Consider the following 22550-nt stretch of genomic DNA (forward strand, 5'->3'; position numbering starts at 1 on the left):
CCCGGGGTTGTTTGTTTCGGTCTTCGTCCCGGGGGGTTTGGTGGGTTCGGCGGGGGTTGGTGCGGGGGGGGGGGGCCGCCGCCGCGCCCCCCCCCCCCCCCCGACAGTGTGAGCGCGAAGAGTCTCCTCGTGTATTCGGTGGTCTGGAGCAGGCCGGGCACGACGACCGGTGAGAAGTACTTCAGCTCACGTGCCTCGGCTTCGATGCGACGGATCTGTGTTTGTCGGTGCGCCGCCCCGCGACGCAGGTGCGTTCGGTTGGTCTCGACATGCGTGTGCAGCCGACCGACCGGATCGGCAACGACCGCCCGGTCCTCGGGGTTCGCTCCGTACAGATCGAGGACGGCGTCGATGTCTCCCCCCCGACGGCAGGAGTTTGCCCGTCTCCCACTTGCTGATCTTCGGCTGGGACATGCCGGTGTCCGCAGCGACTTGGGCTCCGATGAGGCCGGCAGCCAAGCGAAGTCGTCGCAGCAAGGCGGCGAGCCGTTCGCGGTCGGTGGTGTAGTGCTCGGGTTCCATGGAGGTGGAGGGTGCTCCGGTCAGCCGGGCATCCGGAGCCAATTCTCCCGCCGGTACTGCGGGTGGGCCGCCCAGTAGTCCGGGAAGGGAAGGGCTGCGGCTACTGTGCGAGGTCGACGCGATCCGGCTGCCTCGCCGCATCGAGCGCGGATCCGGCCTTGCCGTCGCGCTCGAACTCGGCGGCCACTGGCCGCACCACGAGTGTGGCTGGTGGATCTCGCACAGGGGACCGGTCTCGTGGACCCCGGCCGGGATCCTCAGTCGGCCAGCAGCTTCTTCTGGACCTTGCCCATCGCGTTGCGCGGGAGGTCGGTGACGAACCGGACGCGGCGGGGGCGCTTGTGCACCGACAGCCCGGCCGCTACGTGGTCGATGAGTTGGCGCTCCGTCACCTCGCCACCCGGTGCCAGGACCACGAACGCGACGATCTCCTGGCCGAGATCGGCATGCGGGGCGCCGATCACGGCCGCCTCGTGGACCGCCGGGTGGGCCAGGAGCGCGCCCTCGACCTCGCCCGCGCCGACTCGGTAGCCGCCGGTCTTGATCAGGTCCGTACTCGCCCGGCCGACGATCCGATGCCGGCCGTCGGCGTCGATCACCGCCACGTCGCCGGTGCGGAACCAGCCGTCGGTGGTGAGCGTCGCGGCGGTGGCCTCGGGGCGATTCAGGTATCCCTGGAACAACGTCGGCGAGTCGACCTGCAACTCGCCCACGGTCTCGCCGTCATGCGCACACGGCGACCCGTCCTCGCCGACCAGCCGCGTCCGCACACCCGCGATCGGCCACCCGACGGATCCGGGCCGGCGTTCGCCGTCGGCCCGGGTGCTGAGCGTGATCAGCGTCTCGGTCATGCCGTACCGCTCGACCGGCCGGTGTCCGGTGAGTTCGGCGACACGCTCGAACACCGGCACCGGCAGCGGCGCACTCCCCGACACCAGCAGTCGCGCGCCGGCCAGCGCCCGCGCCGCGTCCGGGTCCTGCGCGATCCGCGACCACACGGTCGGCACGCCGAAGTACAGACTGCCCCCGGCCGCCGCGTAGCCCGCCGGGGTGGGCCGCCCCGTATGCACAAGCCGCGACCCGGTCCGCAGCGCCCCGAGCACGCCCAACACGAGCCCATGCACATGAAACAGCGGCAGCCCGTGCACGAGCACGTCGTCCGCCGTCCAGTCCCACGCCTCGATCGCCCCGTCCAGCCCGGCCGCAATCGCCGCGTGCGAGATCAACACACCCTTCGGCGGGCCGGTGGTGCCACTGGTGTACAGGATCAGCGCGGTCGCATCCGGACCCGGCTCCGGCAGCGTGCCGGCCGACCGAGCGGCGGGGTCGACCTCCATCGTGGGCAGTCCGGTATCCGTCCACGCCCCCGGCGCCAACAGCAGCACGGCCCCCGAGTCCGACAGGATGTGCGCCCGCTCCAACGGCCCCGAATCCGGCGGCACCGGCACCACCGGCACCCCGGCCAGCAACCCACCCAGCGTGGCGATCACCGTCCCCAACGAGGCATCGGCCCGCACCGCCACGGCCGGCGCCCCGGCAATCCGCCCCGCCAACGCCCGAGCCGCCCCGAACAACCCCTCCCGCGACATCGCGTCCCCACCGACGACAACCGCATCCCCACGATCCGTCCCAACCCCGTCGGCAGACACGACAAGAGACACGCAGCACCCTCCACAACCCCGGCCGATCAACCCACCGATGCTACGCGCCAGAACCCCAACAACGAGCAATCCCCGCCCGTTCGGCCCGCGTTGCGCGCTTGCCGGCACCAGAGCGCCGGCGCCGGCGGCCACCCGAATCCCGACCGTGGCGGCGCGGTGGTCGGTATCCGGGAAGCGGGGCACGCCGTTGCTGCGCGCGGTGTTGCCGGATGCCTTTCCGAGTTTCCGGCGGGCGTTGCGCTTTGGCGGGTGGCGCCGGTGCGGGGCGGTGCGGTGCGGGGCGGGTCGGAGTCGCCGGGTGGGCCGCCGCCGGCGTGCGGGGCTTCGAGACTCCGGGGCCCGACGAGACGGGGGCGTTGGTCGGCGGAAAAGCGGCCGGCAGCGGCGGGCAGGGTGAGGGGTCGAGTTGGTCCGTCGAGGAGCCTTCCCGAGTGGGTCGGGGGGTTTCGAGGGGCGTTTGCGGGAGGGTTGGGGGTTCGGAACCGGATCTCGGTGGGTGGTTGTGGGCTTCGAGGTTTCGGTGACCTGCGGTTTTGCGTGCTCGGCGGGCGAAGTCGGGCGTCGAGTGCCGGTTTCGTGTGCTCCGACGCCCTCAATGCCGGTGTCGAGACCGAAACTGTGCAGTGGCAGTCAGCTTCGTATGCTGCGACCTCACAGAGGCCGTTGAGGAAACCGAAAGTGCCCAGTGGAGGCCGTAACCGGATCCCGAGGCCCTCCAAGCAGCTGCTTTTCCTGCTGACCTGGGTTTTCTCTCGCGCCGAGATTGCGGAACCCCGCGCCGTCCGGGTTCGTGAACCGTCCGTCACCCACGCGCCCAGCGCACCACGAAAACACCACCCCAACCCCCTTGTGAACGCTCCCCGGCGGACTCGACTCGACCCCTCACCCTGCCCGCCGCTGCCGGCCGCTTTTCCGCCGACCAACGCCCCCGTCTCGTCGGGCCCCGGAGTCTCGAAGCCCCGCACGCCGGCGGCGGCCCACCACCGACTCTGACCCGCCCCGCACCGGCCACCCGCACGCCAAGGCGCAACGCCCGCCGGAAACACCCGACCCCTTGGGCAGGCAATCCGGCGGACCCGACCCGACCCGACCCCTTACCCCCGGCCGCTCCTCCGCCGGGCAACAGACCCGCCTCGTCGGGAAGCCCCACCTCGGAGTCCCGCATCGCCACGTTCGTACGTCACCCGCGCCGATCCACGCTTTCGGGTGACGACGCGCGACCCGCGAGGTATCGCATGACCCCCGGTCGCGGCGACCGCGCCGCCCCTCCGGCCCACACGTCGCGACGCCTGCTGGGTGACCTTTGCCGGGACGGGACACCCGGACACTCTCGGGACACCGGCCGCTCACCGTGATCGGCCCGTGCCACGCCGCGTGTTCCCCCGGTGACCACCCCTCCCGAGTCGGAGACGGTGCCGGTGTCGGTGTCGTGTGGACGCAAGGGGTTCCCCCACGACAGGTTCCGGCGCGGGCCCTGGCGTGACGGGTGGGGAACCTGAACGCGGAGTGGGGCGTCAGAGGGGCAAGGTTGTCGGGTGGGGTTCGTTCGGTGGAGCTAGGAGTGGGTGTGCGTCGCAATCGTGTGGGGAGACACCGGGTCGGGGCCGTGGTGGCGGTGTGCATATCGCTCGCGGCGTTGAGTGCTTGTGGCAGCGAGTCGAGTCCCCTGTCCACCATCGAGAAGAGCACGCCGACCGCGCCGGTCACCGACAGCGCCTCGTCCGGGCTCGACGAGACCGTGCGCAACGAGGACCTGGACGTCGGCGAACTCGCGCGCCGCGCCAAGCAGTCGGCCGCCAACATCAAGACCGTGCACGTCGTCGCGGACATCGTCTCCGACGGCAAGGCGATCAAGCTGGACCTCAAGGTGGACCGCGGCAGCGAGGACTTCCAGGGCACCATCGAGCAGAACGACGTACGCCTGGAGGTGCGTCGGATCGGCGACGCCATGTACGTCCGGGGCGACGAACAGGCGTACCGCTCGCTGGTCGGCACGGTGGACGGCGAACTCGCCGCCAAGCTGCTCGCCGGGAAGTGGCTCAAGGGCGACGCCAACAGCGAGAAGCTGCGCGGAGTGCGCAACATCACCACCGTGGCCGACCCGGGCGCGGCGCTCAAGGATTTCCCCGAGGACGGCGTCAAGCTGCCCATCGAGACGATCAACAACCGGCGGATGATCCCGCTCACCGGCCCGCCCGGACGCGACGACGGCAAGGTCTACATCGAGGCCCAGGGCGGCAAGCCCTACCCGGTGCTGATCGTGTCCAAGGGCGGCAAGGGCAACAAGAGCAGCGGCTCGATCAGCTACGGCGACTTCGACGTCCCGGTGAAGGTGACCGCGCCGCCCGCTGCCGAGGTGATCGAGATCCCCGACCGTGGCACCACGTCCAGCACGCCCCGACCGGGCAGCACGGCCTGACCGACCCTTGGCCGACCCATACCGGATATCCCTCGACTCGGAGCTAACGACACACTCGCGCCGCCGGACTGATCCACTCGCCCTAGGATGCTCTCCAGCCAGACGCGGCCCGTCTCGGGACGGGCCGGCGCAATCGGGGAACCACCGTAGAGGGGAGTTTGCGATGACGGTCGTTCTCGCACAGGGGGAGAGCGTCACCATCGGCAAGGGCGAGGCCGGTTCGGCCGCGCGGGTCCGGATGGGGCTGGGCTGGGACGCGGTCAAGCACAAGGGGCTGCGCCCGGGTCTGCAGGCGCTCACCGGCGTCGACCTCGACGCGTCCTGCCTGCTGTTCGACGCCGACCACCACCTCGTCGACACGGTGTGGCCGCGGCAGTTGGTCTCCAAGGACGGCGCCGTCACGCACACCGGCGACAACACCACCGGCGCGGGCGACGGCGACGACGAGTCGATCATCGTCGACCTCGCCGCGCTGTCGCCGCGCGTGACGGCACTGGTCTTCACGGTCAGCGCCGACTCCAGCCACGCCTTCTCGCGAGTCGCCAACGCCTACTGCCGGCTCGTCGACGAGCACGACGACAGCGAGATCGTGCGCTACGAACTGTCCGAACACGGCGGCCACGACGCGCAGATCATGGTCAAGCTGGCCCGCGTGGCCGACGGCTGGCAGGCCACCGCGATCGGCCGGGCCGCCAAGGGCAACACGTACCACGACCTGCTGCCGGAGATCCTCAAGCACCTGTAGCCACACCGGCCACCTGTAGCCACATCGGCACGGACCGGGCCCACAGGGGCGGACTACGCCGCGACGACGAACCCACGCTCGCGCGCGTAGTCCGCCAACGCCTCGCGCAACCGCCGCCGCCCCCGGTGCAGGCGCGACATCACCGTGCCCAGCGGCACCTTCGTGAACGCGGCGATCTCCTTGTACGGAAAGCCCTCGACGTCCGCGAGGTACACCGTCACCCGGAACTCCTCGGGCAGCGCCCGCAACGCGGCCACCACGTCCGAGTCAGGCAGGTGGTCCAGCGCCTCCAGCTCCGCCGAACGCAACCCCGTCGACTCGTGCGAGGCGGCCCGGTACAGCTGCCAGTCCTCGATCTCCTGCGTGGTCGACACCACCGGCTGCCGCTGCTTTCTGCGGTAGGAGGTGATGAAGGTGTTGGTGAGGATCCGATACAGCCAAGCCTTGAGATTGGTGCCGTCGCGGAACTGATGGAAGGACGCGTACGCCTTGGTGAACGTCTCCTGGACCAGGTCCTCGGCATCGGAAGCATTGCGGGTCATCCGCAACGCGGCCGGGTAGAGCGGCTCCAGGAACGGCACGGCGTCGCGCTCGAAGCGGTCCAGCCGCGGGCCGGGGGTGGTCAGCAGATCACTCACGTCGTCGCTCCCGGATCGAAGGGTACGGAGGGTACGAGGGACACGAAAGGCATGAAGGGCACGAAGGGCATGAAGAGCGTGAAGGGTAAGTACCCGTCGGCGCCGTCTGCCCGGCCCATCCCTCATCGCGCCAGGGTCATACAACTCCCCTGCCCATCATGTGCTCGTCGACGCCGGAATCAGTCGTGACATTGGTCCCTCCGCACGGGGTATGAGGGCCCGGGCGAACCCACCGGCCCGCGAAGCCGGCGCGAAGATGACGGAGGGTCAATATCCGTACACGATATGACGATTCGCCGTCGTTCCCCGGACCGCCCGCAACCCGTACCATCGAACGATGGGTGACTGTACGCGCACGATCGTGATCACAGCGCAACGGTCGGCGGGTCGGCCTCCTCAGCCCCTTCCCTCACATCTTCGCCACCGCCAGCCTCGCCAGCGACACCAACTGCTCCTTGCTCGGCGGCGGGTCGCCGCCGCCCGCGTTCAGCGAGAACACCGCCGTCTCGTCGCCTCGCCGGGCCGCGACGACCAGTACGCCGCCGATGGTGTCGGGCTGCACGTAGACCGCCGCGTCGCCCACCCCCGCCACCTTCTCGGTGCGCGCGTCGCCCAGCGTGCCCAGGTATGCCTCCAGCGCCTTGTCCACCCCGCCCGCCTTGGAGCGCGTGGCGATCGTGCTGACCACCGGGGTGCCGTCGGCCGCCGCGTAGTCGCAGCCCAGCGGATTCTGCGCGGCCTTCAGGCCCGGCAGTGCCAGCGCCTGCGAGACCTGGTCGGCGGTCAGGATCGAGCACGCGTCCACCGCCCGCAGGTCGCCGCTCGCACCGGTGCCGCCGCTCGCGACCGGACTCGCGCCCTTGTCCCCGGCCGCCTTCGTACCGCCCCCGTCGCCGTCGTCGCACCCGGCCAGCGGCAGCACGACGGCCGCGACCACGACCGCCACGCCCATCCGAACCCTCACGGCGTTCCCCGTTCCCGTTTCCCGGGTCGTCCCCGGCTCGACTCCCGGGTCGTCCCCGGCCTCCCGCATGATCCGACATTTGATCCGCCATGTCCCGGCCGACGGTGCGATCGGGCCGCGACCGAGCCGCGACCGGGCCCACGCCGACACGCCCGCCCGCCCCCGCCGTTCGGGTCGAAATGTCTCGCGATGCGGGCTGCGAGCAAGGTCACACCCGCCCCGATGAACCCGATATCCCCAGGTGGGACACGGAATCCCGGTCCGCCCGCCGTGCCCGGCATGTGGACCGGGCCTGCGGGGCACCTGCACACGTGTCCTAAAGTCACGCAGGGTTCGACCCGTTGCCGAGACTCCACCCAGGGCCCGGCACTTCGTCGTCTCGAGGTACCCGTCCGATTTCCCCCGCACCCGGACACCCCGGGCAAGGAGGTACGCAGCTCGTGATCCGTAAGCTGTTGGTGGCCAACCGCGGCGAAATCGCCGTACGCGCCCTGCGCGCCGCCACCGAGCTCGACATCACCACGGTCGCCGTCTACGCGTACGAGGACCGTCACTCCCTGCATCGGCAGAAGGCGGACGAGAGCTACGAGATCGGCGAGCGCGGACACCCGCTGCGCGCCTACCTCGACGTGGACACCATCGTCGGCGCGGCGATCGCGTGCGGCGCCGACGCGATCTACCCCGGCTACGGCTTCCTGTCCGAGAACCCGCTGCTCGCCGAGGCGTGCGAGGCCAACGGGATCACCTTCGTCGGCCCCTCGGCCGCGGTGCTCTCGCTCGCGGGCAACAAGGTGCGCGCGCTGGAGGCGGCCAAGGGCGCCGGGCTGCCCACCCTGCACACCGCGCCGCCGCAGGACGACGTGGACGCGTTGGTGGCCGCGGCCGACGAGATCGGCTTCCCGATCTTCGTCAAGGCCGCCGCCGGCGGTGGCGGGCGCGGGCTGCGCAAGGTGGACCGGCGCGAGGACCTGCGCTCCTCGATCGAGACCGCGATGCGCGAGGCGCAGACCGCGTTCGGCGACCCGACGGTCTTCCTCGAAGAGGCCGTCATCCGCCCACGCCACATCGAGGTACAGATCCTGGCCGGCGCCGACGGCGGCGTGGTGCACCTGTACGAGCGCGACTGCTCGATGCAGCGACGGCACCAGAAGGTTGTCGAGATCGCCCCTGCGCCCAACCTCGACCCCGAACTGCGCGACCGGATCTGCGCCGACGCGGTGCGCTTCGCCGAGGCCGTGGGCTACCGCAACGCGGGCACCGTGGAGTTCCTGCTCGACGAGCGCGGTCGCTACGTGTTCATCGAGATGAACCCGCGCATCCAGGTCGAGCACACGGTCACCGAGGAGATCACCGGCATCGACCTGGTCCAGGCCCAGCTGCGCGTCGCCGCCGGCGCGAGCCTGACCGACCTCGGCCTGGTGCAGAGCGAGATCCGGATCCAGGGCGCCGCGTTGCAGTGCCGGATCACCACCGAGGACCCCTCGGCCGACTTCCGCCCCGACACCGGCACGGTGTCCGCCTACCGCTCGCCGGGTGGCGCGGGCGTGCGGCTCGACGGCGGCACCTACACCGGCGCCGAAGTGTTGCCCTACTTCGACTCGATGCTGGTCAAGCTGACCTGCCGGGGCCGGACCTTCGGCGACGCGGTCAACCGGGCCCGGCGCGCGGTGGCCGAGTTCCGCATCCGCGGCGTGGCCACGAACATCCCGTTCCTGCAGGCCGTGTTGGACGACCCGGCCTTCCGCGACGGACGGATCACCACCTCGTTCATCGACGAGCACCCCGAGCTGGTGCGCTCGCGCCCCGGCGCCGACCGCGGCACCCGCCTGCTCGCCTACCTGGCCGACGTCACGGTCAACCGCCCGTACGGTCCGACGCCGAGCATCGCGGTGCCGCACACCAAGTTCCCCGAACTGCCCGCCGGCGAGCTGCCCTCGGGCAGCCGGGACCGGCTCCTGGAGCTGGGCGCGGCCGGTTTCGCCCGGGCGCTGCGCGAGCAGAGCGCGCTCGCGGTCACCGACACCACCTTCCGCGACGCGCACCAGTCGCTGCTCGCGACCCGGGTCCGCACCTACGACCTCGCCGCCGCGGCGCCCTATGTGGCGCGCCTGACGCCGGAGTTGCTGAGCGTCGAGGCGTGGGGTGGGGCGACCTACGACGTCGCGCTGCGCTTCCTCAAGGAGGACCCGTGGCAGCGGCTCGCGGCGCTGCGCGAGGGCATGCCCAACCTCAACATCCAGATGTTGCTGCGCGGACGCAACACCGTCGGCTACACGCCGTACCCGGACAAGGTGTGCGTGAAGTTCGTCGAGGAGGCGGCCCGCACCGGCATCGACATCTTCCGCATCTTCGACGCGCTCAACGACGTCGAGGCGATGCGACCGGCGATCGAGGCCACCCTGGGCACGCACGCGATCGCCGAGGGCACGCTCTGCTACACGAGCGACCTGTCCAACCCGGGCGAGAAGCTGTACACGCTGGACTACTACCTGCGGCTCGCCGAGCAGCTGGTCGAGGCCGGCGTACACGTGCTGTGCGTCAAGGACATGGCCGGCCTGCTCCGCGCGCCCGCCGCCCGGACCCTGATCGGCGCGCTGCGCGAGCGCTTCGACCTGCCGGTACACCTGCACACGCACGACACCGCGGGCGGGCAGCTCGCCACCTACCTGGCCGCGGTCGAGGCCGGGGTGGACGCGATCGACGGCGCCGCGGCCGCGCTGGCCGGTACCACCAGCCAGCCGCCGCTGTCCGCGATCGTGGCCGCGACCGACTACACCGAGCGGGCCACCGGCCTGTCCCTGGACGCGCTGTGCGCCCTGGAGCCCTACTGGGCCGCGGTGCGCGAGGCGTACGCGCCGTTCGAGTCGGGGCTGCCCGCGCCGACCGGGCGGGTGTACCGGCACGAGATCCCCGGTGGCCAGCTGTCCAACCTGCGTCAGCAGGCGATCGCGCTGGGCCTGGGCCACAAGTTCGAGGACATCGAGGACGCCTACGCGGCCTCGAACCGGATCCTCGGCAACATCGTCAAGGTCACCCCGTCCAGCAAGGTGGTCGGCGACCTGGCCCTGCACCTGAGCGCGGTGGGCGCGGACCCGGCCAAGTTCGAGGCCGACCCGGGCGCGTTCGACGTGCCCGACTCGGTGATCGGCTTCCTCCAGGGCGAGCTGGGCACCCCGCCCGGCGGCTGGCCGGAGCCGTTCCGCACCCGTGCCCTCGCGGGCCGCACGGCAAGCTCGACCCGCACGGTGGAGCTGACCCCGGAGCAGGACGCCGCGCTGGACGGCGACCGGCTGCGCGAGACGCTCAACCGGCTGCTGTTCCCCGGGCCGGCTCGGGACTACGACGAGGCCGAGCGGTTGTACGGCGACGTCTCCGCGGTGCCGACCGTGCCGTTCCTGTACGGCCTGGTCCAGGGCGAGGAACTGGCCATCAAGTTGGCCACGGGGGTGTCGCTCTACCTCGCGGTCGAGGCGGTCGGCGAGGCCGACGAGCGCGGCTTCCGCACCGTGTACTGCCGGATGAACGGCCAGCCCCGGGTGCTCTCGGTGCGCGACCGCTCGGTCAAGCCGGCGCGTCCGGAGAGCGAGCGGGCCAACCCGGAGAACCCGAAGCACGTGGCCGCGCCGTTCAGTGGCGTGGTCACCCTCCAGGTGGCCGTGGGCGACGAGGTCGAGGCCGGCGGCACGGTGGCGACGATCGAGGCGATGAAGATGGAGGCGTCGATCACGGCGCAGAGCGCGGGCACGGTGGCCCGGCTCGCGATCGGGCAGGTGTCCTCGGTCGAGGCGGGGGACCTGCTGCTCGAACTGGGCTGAGCCGGGTCGGGCCGGGCCGGGCCTCGGCTTGAGCCCGGCGGGGCCGACCCGGTCCCACTCGCGCTTCGGCGCAGGTCGGAGTCGATCGAAACCCGGACCGACCCGATCGATTTCTCGAACGGCCCGAACCACACGAACCACCACCCGAGCATTCGGGTGGTGGTTCGTGGCGTTTTACGGACACGTTTGGCAGACGTTTGATTATCGAATGTCCGCTTTCACTGCGCCGTATGGGCTGCTTTCGTGCGTTTTTTCCGTTTCGCCGGTCCGTCGTTTGCCGAGGTGAGCCCGCATGTCGCGATCCTGACCTCAGGACGTACCCCCGGAGGGCTCTTGATCTTCCTGTGCTTCAGGTCACAGACTCGATGTCGCTCGGGGTTATCGGTGTCCATCCATCCGGATTGGGAGACCCTGCATGGCCGTGCGCCTGAGCACCCTCGACACGACCGCGGAACCTCGCGTCGCGGCACCCCCGCCGGCGCCGACCGTAGATCTCGACGACCTGTTGGCCCACCCGCACCTGGTCACCCGGCTGCCCACGCCGATGGCCCGGGCGGCCGGCGATCTGATGCTCGCTCGGCTCGCCACGCTGGAGCCGGGCACCGTGGACCACTCGTACCTGCGCGGACTGCTCGTCGAGCTGAACCTGCCGATGGTGCGGCACGCGGCCGGGCGCTACCGGCGACGCGGTGAGCCGGTCGAGGACATCGTCCAGGTGGGCACGATCGGCCTGATCAAGGCGATCGACCGCTACGAGGCGGATCGTGGCAGCAGCTTCATGGCCTACGCGATGCCGACCATCATCGGCGAGATCAAGCGTTTCTTCCGGGACACCTCCTGGTCGGTGCGGGTACCGCGGCGGCTGCGCGAGCTGCGTACCGAGCTGCTGCGGGCCACCGACGAGCTGACCGCGATGCACGGGCGTACGCCCACGCCGCGCGAGCTGGCCGAGCGGTTGTGCATCACCGAGGAGGAGGTGCTGGAGGGGTTGGACGCCTGCACCGTGTACACCGCGACCTCGCTGGACGAGACCGCCTACGGGGACGCGGACGGGCAGGAGACGGTCGGCGACCGGCTCGGCTCCGAGGACCATGCGCTCGACCTGGTCGAGTACCGCGAGGCGCTGCGCCCGCTGCTGGCCGAGTTGCCGCAGCGTGAGCGGGCGATCCTGGTCATGCGGTTCTACGGCAACCTGACGCAGGCGCAGATCGGCGAGCGGATCGGCATCTCGCAGATGCACGTGTCCCGCCTTTTGGCCCGCACGCTGGCTTCGTTGCGTGAACGGTTGATGATCCCGGGCTGACGTCGACGCCTGATGCCTGACGCCTGCCGGCTCGGATGGGGACGGCGGGTGCGAGTCGGCGGGGCGCGTGCGTGGTGCGCGGGCCGTGTGCGGTGCGCCGTGCGGGCACGGCCGGTCGCGCCTCCCGTGGCCGCACTGGCGTGCCGAGGTTGCCCGCGCCGCCCGGGACCGTGCGGGCCGGCGGGGCGGGCCGGGCTCGCCGCACGGGTACCGCAGCCGGGCCCGAGCGGCCGGGCGGGTGCTGCCGCCGAGCGGGACGTCCGCACGCGGATGGGCAGCGGGGTGCGGCGCGACGCGACACGACGAGCGCGGCCCGGTCGCGACGCCTGAGGCAACCGTGACCGACGCGACCGCCCGACCGCTTGGCCCGCTGCGACCGCCTGGGCCCGTCGTGATCACCAGGCACGCCGTGCCCGTGGCCGCGACGATCGCTCGGGCCCGCATGGCCGTCGTGACCACCCCGATCACCGTGACCGTTTGGTTCTCGTGGCCGCCTTGGCTTGCCCTGTCGCCCATGGTCGTCCGGATCCTCCGACCGCCTGGGTTCGCCTGGCGGCTGCGACCGCCGCGGCCCGCCGTGATCGTATGGGGCTGCCACGTCCGCCCGGGCCCTCCATGGCCGCCCGGGTCCGCCGTGTCCTCGTGGCCGCCGTGTCCTCCGGGCCCGCCGGTCGCGTGGTCGACTATCCCGGAGGGCGGCGTGCGTACGGCCTGTCCAGCCGCGTCAGCGGAACAGGACCTCGAAGGGGCGGCGGAAGTAGGCCAGTTTTTCCGGGGGCAGGGGGATTCGGTCGTCGCGGCCCGGGACCAGCGGGGCTATCTGGGAGGCCAGGCACGACAACGCCCGTTCCTTGCGGGCCTGTTGCACCTCGGTCAGGTCGACCCGCAGTGCCCGGCTCCACGGCACCCGGGCGTCGTCCGGCCGGGCCCACTGCCACATCCGCAGCGGGAACTCGACCAGCCCGACGCCGGTTTCCCGGCACGCCGCGTCGGCCGCGCGGCCGGTGCTCTCGTGATCCGCGAAGCCGTCCTCGCGCCAGTTCGTGGCGCACAGCGCGAAGCCCGCGACGAGCGGGATCAGCCGCTCCGCCAGGTCGCGTTCGTGGCTGCCGACCGTGCGGTCCGGGATGCGCAGTCGGATCACCTCCACCGGGGCCACCCCACCGGGATTGCCGACCAGTGTGGCGAACGCCCGGTCGGATTCCCGGATGCGTCGGGCGGCCAGTACCGATCCGGGTAAGCGGCTGCCCGGATGGGACGCGTCGCCGTCGGTCACGCTGACCACCCGGACCGGCGCGCCGCCCGCCACCGCCCGCGAGATGAATCCGCCCACCCCGAGCACCGCGTCCTCCGGGTGCGCGGCGACCACCACGAGGCCGCCTGCCAGGACCGGCCAGTCCTCGGGGAGGGTCACCGGCAGCGGTTGCCGTCGCCATTCGGACGTGGTGGTCCACGTGCTCCCGGAGCTCGAATCGGGTACGGCTGTACGCGATCCGCGGAAGGTGGGAAGGCTCATTGGGGCTCCCTGTCGAGTGGCGGAGTAGGGGTGACGATCTCCCGGAGGGGTGGTCGGCGCCTGGGTAAGACTTACGAGCATCCGTCACCCGAGCGGGTTTGACCATGCGCGACACGGGAATTGATGTGCCGTCAGGTGGCCGTCGGCACGGCCTCGGTGTCCTCCGTGCGCTTTCGCGCCGGGATCTGCGCGGCTTCGACCGGTTTGCGTCCGGGGATGAACAACGCGACACACAGGCCCAGGACCGCCGCTCCGCAGCCCAACCACAGCGAGGTCGTGAACGCGGCGCGGGAGGGGAACTCCCGCCCACCCGAACGCATCGTCAGGTTCGCGACCACGACGCCGATCACCGCGCTGGACGTCGACGTCCCGATCGAGCGCATCAACGTGTTCAGACCCGTCGCCGACCCGGTCTCGCCGATCGGCACGGCCTGCATGATCAGCGAGGGCATCGCCGCGTAGGCCAGGGCCACACCGACCGCCGACAGCACCGCCATCGCGACGATCTTCCAGATCGCGTCGAGCATGAACACCGAGCACGCGTAGCCGATCGCGATCACCAGGGTGCCCACTAGGAGCGAGACCTTCGGCCCATGGGCAGCCGAAAGCCGGGCGGACAGCGGCGAGATGAGCATCATCACGATCCCGGACGGCGCCATGCACAGACCCGCGACCACCATGCTCTTGCCCAGCCCGTAGCCGGTGCTCTCCGGATTCATCAGCACCTGCGGGAACACCAGCGACTGGGCGAACATCGCGAAACCGACCACGATCGAGGCAAGGTTGGTGAAGAGCACCTGAGGGCGGGCCGAGACGCGCAGGTCGACGAGCGGCTGCGCGGTGCGCAGTTCGAGCCATCCCCAGCCGAGCAAAACCACGACCGCGAGGCCGAGCAGACCGAGCGTGACGGCGCTGCCCCAGCCCCAGTCGGCGCCCTTGGTGATGGCGAGCAGCAGGGCGACGAGTCCGACGGACAGGCCACCCGCGCCGGCGAAGTCGAATCGTCCCGGCAGCCGGATCGGCGACTCGGGCACCAGGAGCAGTACGAGGACGATGTCCAGCGCGCCGATCGCGCCGGCCGCCCAGAACATCATGTGCCAGTCGGCGTTCTGCGCGATCAACGCGGCCACCGGCAGTCCGATCGCGCCGCCGATGCCGAGCGTCGCGCTCATCAGCGCGATCGAGGAACCCAGCTTCGCGGGCGGGAGTTCGTCGCGCATGATGCTGATACCGAGCGGGATCACGCCGAACGACGCGCCCTGGAGGAGCCGACCGCCCACCATCGGGAGCAGCGAGTCGGACAACGCGCACAACACCGAGCCGGCGACCATCAGGCCGAGGCTGACGACCAGGATCCGGCGTTTGCCGAACATGTCGCCGAGGCGCCCCATCACGGGTGTGCAGACCGCCCCCGACAGCAGAGTGGCGGTGACCACCCAGGAGGCGTCGGCGGGCGAGGTGTCGAGCATCCGGGGCAGGTTCGGCAGCAGCGGGACGACGAGGGTCTGCATCAGCGCGACGACGACGCCGCAGAAGGCGAGTACGGCCACGACCCGGCCGGCGCGATCCACGGCGGCGGGCGGATGGGGGAGGACGCCTGCATCGGCGCCTGCACCTGCGCCTGCGCCCGCATCCGCCGGGCTCGGCTTCGGTATGCCGCTCGAACCGGTCACTGACTGCCTCCTGGGACTTGTGGCGTAGGGCGTGCGTGCGTAGGGCGTGTGTGGGGCTGGGGTGCCGGCAGCGGCGGAATGATTGCCGCGGTCAATGAATGTGCACGATACACATGATGTGTATCGTGCACATTGCCTGGGCCCGGCGCTAGGGTCGTACACGGCGCATCGGGTGTGAAGGCGGGAGTGGATGTGTTGGAAGGCATCGAGCGGGAGCTGATGCTGATCGCTCGGCACCACGTCATGGGCAAGCGGCGGGGCGACGGCATGGAGCGGTCGGCCTACCTGCTGCTGACTCGCCTGGAGGTCGAGGGACCGATGACGATCGGCGCGCTGGCAGAAGCGTTTCGGCTCGACACCTCGACGGTGAACCGCCAGGTGGCCGCACTCCTGCGGGCAGGCGACGCCGAGCGCATCGCGGACCCGGACGGCGGCCTGGCCCGCAAACTGCGCATCACCGAGGCGGGCACCGAACACCTGGCGGCGGAACGCACCGGCCATTGCCGGGGCCTGGAACGTGTATTGGCGTCCTGGGACGAGGGCGAACGCCGCGAACTGTTCGAGGTCCTGACCCGCTTCAACCGCGCGGTCGAGAGCACGGAGGGCCGCGAATGGCCCCGCCGCGAACCGGACGACACAACGGGCGAGACCGCACACACGGGCGGCGTTGCGCGCGGGTGAGTCGACGGGGCCGGTGGGTGCGGTGAGCCGGGTCGGGGTGGGGGCGCGGTGGGGGGCACCGACGTGATGGCTTGTTCCAGGGCGCCGTGGCGGCGAGCGCTGCGAGGAGCCCGGTGGGCGGATGCTGCGGGCGGAGCCGGGGGCGTCCGGGCCGGTTGGTCACCGAGGATGCCCTCACGCGGATCCACACGACCTCGCGCGGCCACCCACGAGCGGTCGACAACTCTCCCCGTAGGCTCTCGTCGCCGCCCGCGCGGCCGTGGGCGAGGTGGTCGGCGAGTGGGAACTCGTCTCGTCCGGCCGGGAATCGGTAGCCGAGCTTGCGGATCGACCAGCGGGTTTGCAGGCTTCGCTCCGGGTGCACGGTCGCGGATGCGCATGCTCGGGTGTGGGGCGGATGCCGGCAGGAAGGAAGGCCCACCATGATCCTCCCGAAGGTCGGAGACCCTCGCTTCGTGACGATCCGCCGTGGTGGGACCCTCACCGATTCGGATCACCATCTCCTCGCCCTGTGGGCGGCATCCTGCGCGGAGCACGTCCTTGACCTCTTCGAGTCGGCTCGGCCTCAGGACCCACGACCGCGCCAGGCGATCGAGCATGCCCGCGCCTGGGTGCGTGGCGAGGTCAAGATGATGCAGGCCCGCGCGGCGGGCGGCCATGCAATGGGCGCCGCTCGAGACCTGCGTGGCGCAGCACGGCATGCCGCTTACGCCGCCGGTCAGGCCGCAGTCGTCGCGCACGTCGCCGCGCACGAACTCGGAGCGGCTGCATATGCGATCAAGGCCGCACGCGCTGCCGCGCCAGAAGACGAGAGTGAGGCCGCGGGACGACTCGAGTGCCAGTGGCAGCGCGATCGGCTCCCGGAGGCGATTCGCGAGCTCGTACTCGACGATCAGCGATTGCGCAACGACATCTGCTGGTCGGTGTTTGACTGCTGAGGCTGATCCACCGGCACCTTGCCGAAGAAAACGACACCTGACCGACGACGGCGCGCCGAAACACCAACCGGCGGGGTGTCGCCGTCAGAGTTCGTCGGCATTGCGAACGCCGCCCGCCTCGGGGGTGGAGTCCGGTGCCGGTTCGGGGTCGGGGTCGGTGTTTGTTGTCGGCGCCGGGGGCGGCTTGGGGGCTGCGGAGGCTGCGGGGCCGGTGTCGGGATCGGGCTTGCGTTCGGCGGTGGACTTGGGGTGGGGCTGCGGAGTGGGGTCGGGGGTTGAGGGGGTGTTGGCGGTGGGTGCCGGTGGCGCTGCCGGTTCGGGTGTGGTGCTTTCGTCGGGTGTGGGCCCGGGCTTCGGGCCTTGCTTCGTGGTGGTGTCGGCCGTTGTGGCTTTGTTTGCCGGGGTTGTTTTGGGTGCGGGGTCCGAAACTGCCGAGGTTTGCGTGATTGCCGGCGTGGTTTTGGTGGCGGGCTTGGGTGTGGGCTTCGGGGGTGTGGAACTCGGCTTTGGTTCGGGGGTGTTCGGGGGCGTTTTGGGTTCGGGATTCTTTGTGGTGGGGGAACTTTCCTTCGATTGTGCCGCGTTGGTGGTTGTTTCCGTGGGTGTGGTTGATATTGGGAGGTCCTTGATTGGCTCCTCGTTGTACTCGTCCTCCATCTCTTCTCCGTCGTCTGCGAATCGGCGGCGGCCCGCGAGTGCCAACAGGGCGCCGGCTGCGACGAGGACCAGGCCCGCGACGAAGATGGTGGGCTCGTTCCCACTGGCGCCCGCCATGTCCGTTGTGATCGGCGCCATGTCTGCGAGGGTCCTCAACGGTGTGATCCGATCCATCGGTGAACAGGTCCGGTCGTCTTACTAGCAGACGCGGCGAACGCGGGGAAACCGGCTTCGGGACGGGAGTTTCCCGCGTGAGAGTTTTCCTGGACGAAACACGAGCGCGCGAGGATCGGCCCGCGAACAAGGGGGCCGCGATGACCGTCATGGCGACACGTACGGGGCTTGGCTGGGAGCACGGGATCGACGACGTACCGTCCGACGTCGCGATCGCGGGAGGGTTGTGTGTGGTCGCGGGGGTCGCCGGCGGGGTGCGTCTCCTCGACGCGGCGACCGGGCGATTCCTGGCCCGGATCGTGGTGCCGGGCGGGGTGTACCGGGCCGAATTCTCGCCGGACGGCTCCGTGGTCGCCCTCGCCGGGCCCACCGGCTACGCCCTGTGGCGGGTCACCGACGGCGCCCTGGTGTTGCGGACGCCGGGCCTGCCCGCCCGCTGCGCGTGGTCCGCGGACGGTCGTTGCGCGGTGTCCTTCGGCGGCGTCGTACGGGTGTACGCGCCCGGCACCGGGACCGAGTCGTGGCGCGCCGTGGACGGGCGGGTGCGGGTGGACGACGTGGTCTGGGTCGACGGGGGCGGGCTCGCGGTCGCGCTCGGCGGCGAGGTTCACATGTACGGACCGCGCGGTCGCACGAATGTGTGGACGTGGCCGATCCCGGTGCGGCTGTTGGCCGGTACGCCGGGCGGGGCCTGGTTGTGTGCGGCGGGCGACGTGCCGGGGGTGCAGGTTCGCGGGGCCGGCGGCACGCACGAGGACCTGGATTCGGTCGGCGACCTGCCCGCCGTCGGGCTCGCCCTCGACGCGGGCGGCGGCCGGCTCGCGGTCGAGGACCGGGCCGGGCTGACCGTATGGGATCTCGCCGCCCGAGGCGGCCGGGTACGCCCGCGCCCGCGTCGGCTGCCCGCGCAACCTCGGGCGTGCGCGCCGCGGTGGCGGCCGGCCGGTGGCGGTCTGTTGGCCACGTCGGGGGGTGACGGGATGCTTGTGGTGTGGGATGTACGGGCGGGGTCGGCGCGCAAGGCGGCCACCCCGCTCGCGCGCCGGCACGTCTCGGCGCCGGTGGCCGCGCTCGCTTGGCACGGGACGGACGCGCTGCTGTTCGCGGACCGCGCCGGACGGGTCGGCGCCCGGTGGTTCCCGGAGTTGACCAACCGCTGACCGGGGGCACCGGTGCCGCGAGCCGGTTCGATTAGGTTAGCCTCGCCTTACATATGCTGTGTACGGCCGGGAGGTCCGCCCATGGAACTGCTCGTGGAAGATCTGCATGCCGGATACCCGGGCCATCGTGCGGTGTCGGGCGTCGACCTTTCCGTCGCCTCGGGCACGGTGGTCGCAATCGTCGGGCCGAACGGCTGCGGGAAATCGACGCTGCTGCGCTCGATCGCGCGCCTGCACCGGCCGGAGTCGGGTCGGGTCGCGGTCGGCGGCGCGGACATCTGGGGGCTGAAGCCGCGTCAGGCCGCGCACCGCGTGGGCCTGTTGCCGCAGAATCCGCAGGCGCCGGAGGCGGTCACGGTGTCCGGCCTGGTGCGGTATGGGCGGCATCCGCACCAGGGTCTGTTCCGCCAGTGGTCGCGCGAGGACGAGCGGGTCTGCCGGGAGGCGTTGACCGCGACCGGCGTGCTCTCGTTGGCCGATCGGCGGCTCGATCGGCTCTCCGGCGGGCAGCGGCAGCGCTGTTGGGTCGCGATGGTGATCGCGCAGGAGGCGCCGGTGATGTTGCTCGACGAGCCGACCTCGGCGCTCGATCTCGGGCACGCGGTCGAGGTGTTGGGGCTGGTTCGGCGGGTGGCCGCGGGTGGGCGCACGGTGGTGATGGTGCTGCACGATCTGGCGTCGGCGGCGCGCTACGCGGATGTGCTGGTCGCGATGCGGGCGGGGCGGGTGATTGCGTCGGGGCCGCCTCGGGAGGTGGTGGACGCGGCGCTGGTGCGGGCGTTGTACGACGTGGACGCGGACATCCTGCGGGCGCCGGGCGACGGCACGCCGGTGGTGGTGCCGAGGCCCACGGACGGCGAGGCCGCCACGGTCGCCTCCGGCTGAGCCGTCGCCTCGGGTCGAGCCCGGCCCCTGGCCGGTGCGCTTGGCCCGGTCGCGGATGGGCCAGGTGCCCGCTTGGCGTCCTCAAGCGCCGGACGGGCTGGTCGGGTTGGCCCCGGTCGTGGGTGGGTCGAGTGGCCCGCTTGCCGTCCTCAAGCGCCGGACGGGCTGGTTTTGGTGGCGTTCGGGGGTTCGGCTGCGGGGATGGGTTGACTTGGTTTATTTACGGATGCGGCCGAGTGCATCAGCCCGTCCGGCGTTTGAGGACGGCGAGGCGAGGTTGGCTCACCTGTGGATGTGGCCGACTCGATCAGCCCGTCCGGCGTTTGAGGACGGTGAGCCGAGATGGGCTTGCCTGTAGACGTGGCCGACCCCATCAGCCCGTCCGGCGTTTGAGGATGGCTGGTGGGAACGTGGCCCATTCGCGAACGGGGCCGAGGGCGCCGACCCCGTTTCGGTGCGCGTTTCGCGACAGGTAGGTTGCCTACTGAGATGTGACGATGTGTCAGCTGATGAGGTGGGCGATGTTCGGCAGGAAGAAGAAGGCCCCGGTGGCGGCCGAGGGTCGGGACGTGGCGGCGTTGGTGCTTCGGGCCACGCTCGGCCCGATGTTGTTCGCGCACGGCTACAACAAGGTCGCCGGCCCCGGCGGCCTCGCCGGCACCACCGGCTGGTTCGAGTCGCTCGGTCTCCAGCCCGCCGAGGTGCATGCGCGCCTCGCGGCCGGGACCGAGATGGCGGCCGGCGTCGGCATCGTGCTCGGCGTGGCCAACCCGCTGCCGTCGGCGGCCACGGTGGGGCTGATGAGCGTCGCCGCCGCGACCGACCACAAGGGCAAGGGCTTTTTCGTGTTCAAGGGCGGCTGGGAGTACACCGCCGTGGTCGGCGGCGCCGCGGTCGCGCTGGCCGCGCTCGGCAACGGCAAGTACTCGATCGACGCCCTGGTCGGCCGCCGGCGATCCGGCCTGCGTCCGGCGCTGTTCGCCGCCGGCGTCGGGGTGGCGAACGCCGCGCTGTTGCTGAAGCTCTGCTACAAGCCGGAGCCGAAGGCGCCCGAGGCACCGGAGCCGGAGGCGAAGCCGGACGAGACGGTCGACGCGTAACACTTCGGACCGCCTCGATCACCTCGGCCCGCCCCGAACCCCTCGGGGCGGGCCGAGGTGTCCGCGCGAGCGGCTACGTTGGGGTCCTCGTTGATCCATGGGCGTATCGAACGCCGTCGTGTGGAGGTTCTTGCTGTGCAGACGTTGCCCGAGTCCTGGCAGCCCGTGCTTGCGGAGGAGCTGGCGAAGCCCTACTACGCCGAGCTGACCGCGTACGTGGACGCGGAACGCAAGGAACACCAGATCTTCCCGCCGGAGGACGAGGTGTTCGCGGCGCTGGAGGCGACGCCGTACCAGGACGTGCGGGTGCTGGTGGTCGGGCAGGACCCGTACCACGACGACAACCAGGCGCACGGCATGTCCTTCTCGGTCCGGCCCGAGGTACGCATCCCGCCGTCGCTGCGCAACATCTACAAGGAGATGAACGCCGACATCGGCCTGCCGATCCCCGACAACGGCTACCTGATGCCGTGGGCACGGCAGGGTGTGCTGCTGCTCAACACGGTGCTCACCGTGCGGGCGCACGAGGCCGCCTCGCACAAGGGCAAGGGCTGGGAGAAGTTCACCGACGCGGTGATCAAGGCGGTCAACGACCGGGACGAGCCGGTGGTGTTCGTGCTGTGGGGCGGGCACGCGAAGAAGAAGATCTCGCTGATCGACACCGCCAAGCACGCCATAGTGCAGGGCGCGCACCCCTCGCCGCTGTCCGCGAAGCTCTTCCACGGCAGCAAGCCGTTCTCGCAGATCGACGCCGCGCTCGAGGCCATGGGGCACAAGCCGATCGACTGGACGATCCCCAACGTGAAGAAGTAGCAAAACGAGAGGCGCAAGAAAAACGACATCCGGCGTTCCGGTTCGGTATCGGCTCGGCCGCTATCGGACCGGAAACGGGCGCCATTCGGGAATGGCCGGAAATCTCCTTGCATCGGTGCGGAATACGTGCCGCGTGCCCTTACGGTGTGGGGTTCCCCCATCCCGTGCCTCCCGAGGCGGCCCCCGTGTCCACGTCCACAGTTCGGCCCGTCACTCCCACCTCCACGCCCACCCCCACTCTCGACCTGACTCCCGGCTACGTCGCGCATCGCGGCCTGCGCGAGGAGTTGGCCCGGCTGACCGAGGTGACCCGACACCTCGATCCGGTCGACATCCTGCGCGTGCGCGCGGTCGAGGAACATCTCGCGCTGGTGCTGCGCTTCCTGCGCGCGCACCATCGCGAGGAACACATCGTCCTGTACCCGTCGGTCCGCGCCGGTTCGCCCCGGGCCGCCCGCACCGTGACCGCCTTCCAGGTCGACCACTCGACCCTGGAGGAGGCGATGCGCCTGGTCGCCGACCGGAGTGTGCCGCTGCGGGATCGTTCGCCCGCGATCGGGCGACTGTGCGAACTGGTCGCCCGGCACAGCCTGGCCGAGGAGCACGAGCTGTTCCCGCTGATGCGGCGGCACGTACGCGGCACGCCCGACGGGCGGATGCCGACCCGGACCGTGCGGGTCTGGGGCCGCGACCTCCCGGCCTTCGTGGCCTTCCACCTGCACCACGCCACCGGCGCCGAGCGGCGGCGGGTGCTGCGCTGGATCCCGCCGGGGACGGCGCTGCTGTGGCGGGCCGGCTGGCGGCGCGCCTACGAACGGCGTCGGCGCGCCGCGTACGGCGGCTCCTGACGACCGGGACGGGGCCGACGGGAGATTGAAGACACGCC

General features: G+C 71.2%; 19 protein-coding genes. 11 read left to right on the top strand and 8 right to left on the bottom strand.

The genetic code is table 11. The annotated features are described in order from the left end of the window. From ACWGR4_RS01065 to ACWGR4_RS01075, 3 genes are all read right to left on the bottom strand, one after another. Positions 1–281: Scr1 family TA system antitoxin-like transcriptional regulator (locus ACWGR4_RS01065; RefSeq protein ID WP_452134168.1), on the bottom strand; the 281-nt coding region annotated here is incomplete at its 3' end. After that, a complete protein-coding gene (locus tag ACWGR4_RS01070) occupies positions 187–663 on the bottom strand; it encodes a helix-turn-helix domain-containing protein (RefSeq protein WP_452129905.1) in 477 nt (158 codons plus the stop codon). The genes ACWGR4_RS01065 and ACWGR4_RS01070, both read right to left, overlap by 95 nt. Before the next feature lie 116 nt (positions 664–779). Next, a complete protein-coding gene (locus ACWGR4_RS01075) occupies positions 780–2111 on the bottom strand; it encodes an acyl-CoA synthetase (RefSeq protein WP_452129906.1) in 1332 nt (443 codons plus the stop codon). Positions 2112–3750: 1639 nt separating this feature from the next. On the opposite strand from ACWGR4_RS01075, the gene ACWGR4_RS01080 reads away from it, so the two are divergent. Beyond that, the gene (locus tag ACWGR4_RS01080; RefSeq protein ID WP_452129907.1) at positions 3751–4602 is read left to right on the top strand and encodes a hypothetical protein; all 852 of its coding nucleotides are present in this window, start codon (positions 3751–3753) and stop codon (positions 4600–4602) included. Positions 4603–4765: 163 nt separating this feature from the next. Beyond that, a complete protein-coding gene (locus ACWGR4_RS01085; RefSeq protein WP_379996591.1) occupies positions 4766–5347 on the top strand; it encodes a TerD family protein in 582 nt (193 codons plus the stop codon). Between the two features lie 53 nt (positions 5348–5400). On the opposite strand, the gene ACWGR4_RS01090 is transcribed toward ACWGR4_RS01085, so the two are convergent. Continuing rightward, positions 5401–5985 carry a sigma-70 family RNA polymerase sigma factor gene (locus ACWGR4_RS01090; protein ID WP_379996593.1) on the bottom strand — a complete coding sequence of 195 codons (585 nt, stop codon included), beginning with the start codon at positions 5983–5985 and terminating at the stop codon, positions 5401–5403. Positions 5986–6394: 409 nt separating this feature from the next. After that, positions 6395–6949 (bottom strand): hypothetical protein, encoded by a 555-nt coding sequence (locus ACWGR4_RS01095; protein WP_452129908.1) that lies wholly within the window; start codon positions 6947–6949, stop codon positions 6395–6397. 440 nt (positions 6950–7389) lie between these two features. Here ACWGR4_RS01095 and ACWGR4_RS01100 point away from each other — a divergent pair, with 440 nt between their 5' ends. Together ACWGR4_RS01100 and ACWGR4_RS01105 are read left to right on the top strand one after the other, a co-directional pair. Further along, the gene (locus ACWGR4_RS01100) at positions 7390–10764 is read left to right on the top strand and encodes a pyruvate carboxylase (RefSeq protein WP_452129909.1); all 3375 of its coding nucleotides are present in this window, start codon (positions 7390–7392) and stop codon (positions 10762–10764) included. A gap of 415 nt (positions 10765–11179) precedes the next feature. Then, positions 11180–12067, top strand: a complete 888-nt coding sequence (locus tag ACWGR4_RS01105) for an RNA polymerase sigma factor SigF (RefSeq protein WP_379996598.1) — start codon at positions 11180–11182, stop codon at positions 12065–12067. Between the two features lie 724 nt (positions 12068–12791). On the opposite strand, the gene ACWGR4_RS01110 is transcribed toward ACWGR4_RS01105, so the two are convergent. Together ACWGR4_RS01110 and ACWGR4_RS01115 are read right to left on the bottom strand one after the other, a co-directional pair. Further along, positions 12792–13583: a PIG-L deacetylase family protein gene (locus tag ACWGR4_RS01110; RefSeq protein WP_379996600.1), complete on the bottom strand. Its 792-nt coding sequence runs from the start codon at positions 13581–13583 to the stop codon at positions 12792–12794. 131 nt (positions 13584–13714) lie between these two features. Further along, positions 13715–15154 (bottom strand): MFS transporter, encoded by a 1440-nt coding sequence (locus ACWGR4_RS01115; RefSeq protein WP_452129910.1) that lies wholly within the window; start codon positions 15152–15154, stop codon positions 13715–13717. A 321-nt stretch (positions 15155–15475) separates the two neighbouring features. Here ACWGR4_RS01115 and ACWGR4_RS01120 point away from each other — a divergent pair, with 321 nt between their 5' ends. Then, positions 15476–15937: a MarR family winged helix-turn-helix transcriptional regulator gene (locus ACWGR4_RS01120; protein WP_452129924.1), complete on the top strand. Its 462-nt coding sequence runs from the start codon at positions 15476–15478 to the stop codon at positions 15935–15937. Positions 15938–16359: 422 nt separating this feature from the next. Further along, the gene (locus tag ACWGR4_RS01125) at positions 16360–16875 is read left to right on the top strand and encodes a putative immunity protein (RefSeq protein WP_452129911.1); all 516 of its coding nucleotides are present in this window, start codon (positions 16360–16362) and stop codon (positions 16873–16875) included. Between the two features lie 84 nt (positions 16876–16959). On the opposite strand, the gene ACWGR4_RS01130 is transcribed toward ACWGR4_RS01125, so the two are convergent. Beyond that, positions 16960–17670, bottom strand: coding sequence for a hypothetical protein (locus ACWGR4_RS01130; RefSeq protein ID WP_452129912.1), 711 nt, complete (start codon positions 17668–17670; stop codon positions 16960–16962). Between the two features lie 185 nt (positions 17671–17855). On the opposite strand from ACWGR4_RS01130, the gene ACWGR4_RS01135 reads away from it, so the two are divergent. The 5 genes from ACWGR4_RS01135 to ACWGR4_RS01155 all read left to right on the top strand — a co-directional run bounded on the left by ACWGR4_RS01135 (position 17856) and on the right by ACWGR4_RS01155 (position 22512). After that, a complete protein-coding gene (locus ACWGR4_RS01135; protein WP_379996608.1) occupies positions 17856–18866 on the top strand; it encodes a WD40 repeat domain-containing protein in 1011 nt (336 codons plus the stop codon). A gap of 81 nt (positions 18867–18947) precedes the next feature. Beyond that, on the top strand, positions 18948–19751 hold the full coding sequence (locus ACWGR4_RS01140) for an ABC transporter ATP-binding protein (protein WP_452129913.1): 804 nt from the start codon (positions 18948–18950) through the stop codon (positions 19749–19751). 521 nt (positions 19752–20272) lie between these two features. Then, positions 20273–20851: a DoxX family protein gene (locus ACWGR4_RS01145; protein ID WP_379996612.1), complete on the top strand. Its 579-nt coding sequence runs from the start codon at positions 20273–20275 to the stop codon at positions 20849–20851. A gap of 135 nt (positions 20852–20986) precedes the next feature. Next, positions 20987–21664 (top strand): uracil-DNA glycosylase, encoded by a 678-nt coding sequence (locus ACWGR4_RS01150; RefSeq protein ID WP_379996614.1) that lies wholly within the window; start codon positions 20987–20989, stop codon positions 21662–21664. A gap of 185 nt (positions 21665–21849) precedes the next feature. After that, positions 21850–22512: a hemerythrin domain-containing protein gene (locus ACWGR4_RS01155; RefSeq protein ID WP_379996616.1), complete on the top strand. Its 663-nt coding sequence runs from the start codon at positions 21850–21852 to the stop codon at positions 22510–22512. Positions 22513–22550 lie beyond the last annotated feature (38 nt).

The sequence above is a fragment of the Embleya sp. NPDC055664 genome (assembly GCF_053618075.1).

What these genes read in the sequence shown, in the direction of transcription:
- ACWGR4_RS01070 (WP_452129905.1), bottom strand. Translation starts at nt 663, where the DNA reads ATGCGGCGAGGCAGCCGGATCGCGTCGACCTCGCACAGTAGCCGCAGC.
- ACWGR4_RS01110 (WP_379996600.1), bottom strand. Translation starts at nt 13,583, where the DNA reads ATGAGCCTTCCCACCTTCCGCGGATCGCGTACAGCCGTACCCGATTCG.
- ACWGR4_RS01145 (WP_379996612.1), top strand. Translation starts at nt 20,273, where the DNA reads ATGTTCGGCAGGAAGAAGAAGGCCCCGGTGGCGGCCGAGGGTCGGGAC.
- ACWGR4_RS01125 (WP_452129911.1), top strand. Translation starts at nt 16,360, where the DNA reads ATGATCCTCCCGAAGGTCGGAGACCCTCGCTTCGTGACGATCCGCCGT.
- ACWGR4_RS01085 (WP_379996591.1), top strand. Translation starts at nt 4,766, where the DNA reads ATGACGGTCGTTCTCGCACAGGGGGAGAGCGTCACCATCGGCAAGGGC.
- ACWGR4_RS01140 (WP_452129913.1), top strand. Translation starts at nt 18,948, where the DNA reads ATGGAACTGCTCGTGGAAGATCTGCATGCCGGATACCCGGGCCATCGT.
- ACWGR4_RS01105 (WP_379996598.1), top strand. Translation starts at nt 11,180, where the DNA reads ATGGCCGTGCGCCTGAGCACCCTCGACACGACCGCGGAACCTCGCGTC.
- ACWGR4_RS01135 (WP_379996608.1), top strand. Translation starts at nt 17,856, where the DNA reads ATGGCGACACGTACGGGGCTTGGCTGGGAGCACGGGATCGACGACGTA.
- ACWGR4_RS01120 (WP_452129924.1), top strand. Translation starts at nt 15,476, where the DNA reads ATGCTGATCGCTCGGCACCACGTCATGGGCAAGCGGCGGGGCGACGGC.
- ACWGR4_RS01130 (WP_452129912.1), bottom strand. Translation starts at nt 17,670, where the DNA reads ATGGCGCCGATCACAACGGACATGGCGGGCGCCAGTGGGAACGAGCCC.
- ACWGR4_RS01075 (WP_452129906.1), bottom strand. Translation starts at nt 2,111, where the DNA reads ATGTCGCGGGAGGGGTTGTTCGGGGCGGCTCGGGCGTTGGCGGGGCGG.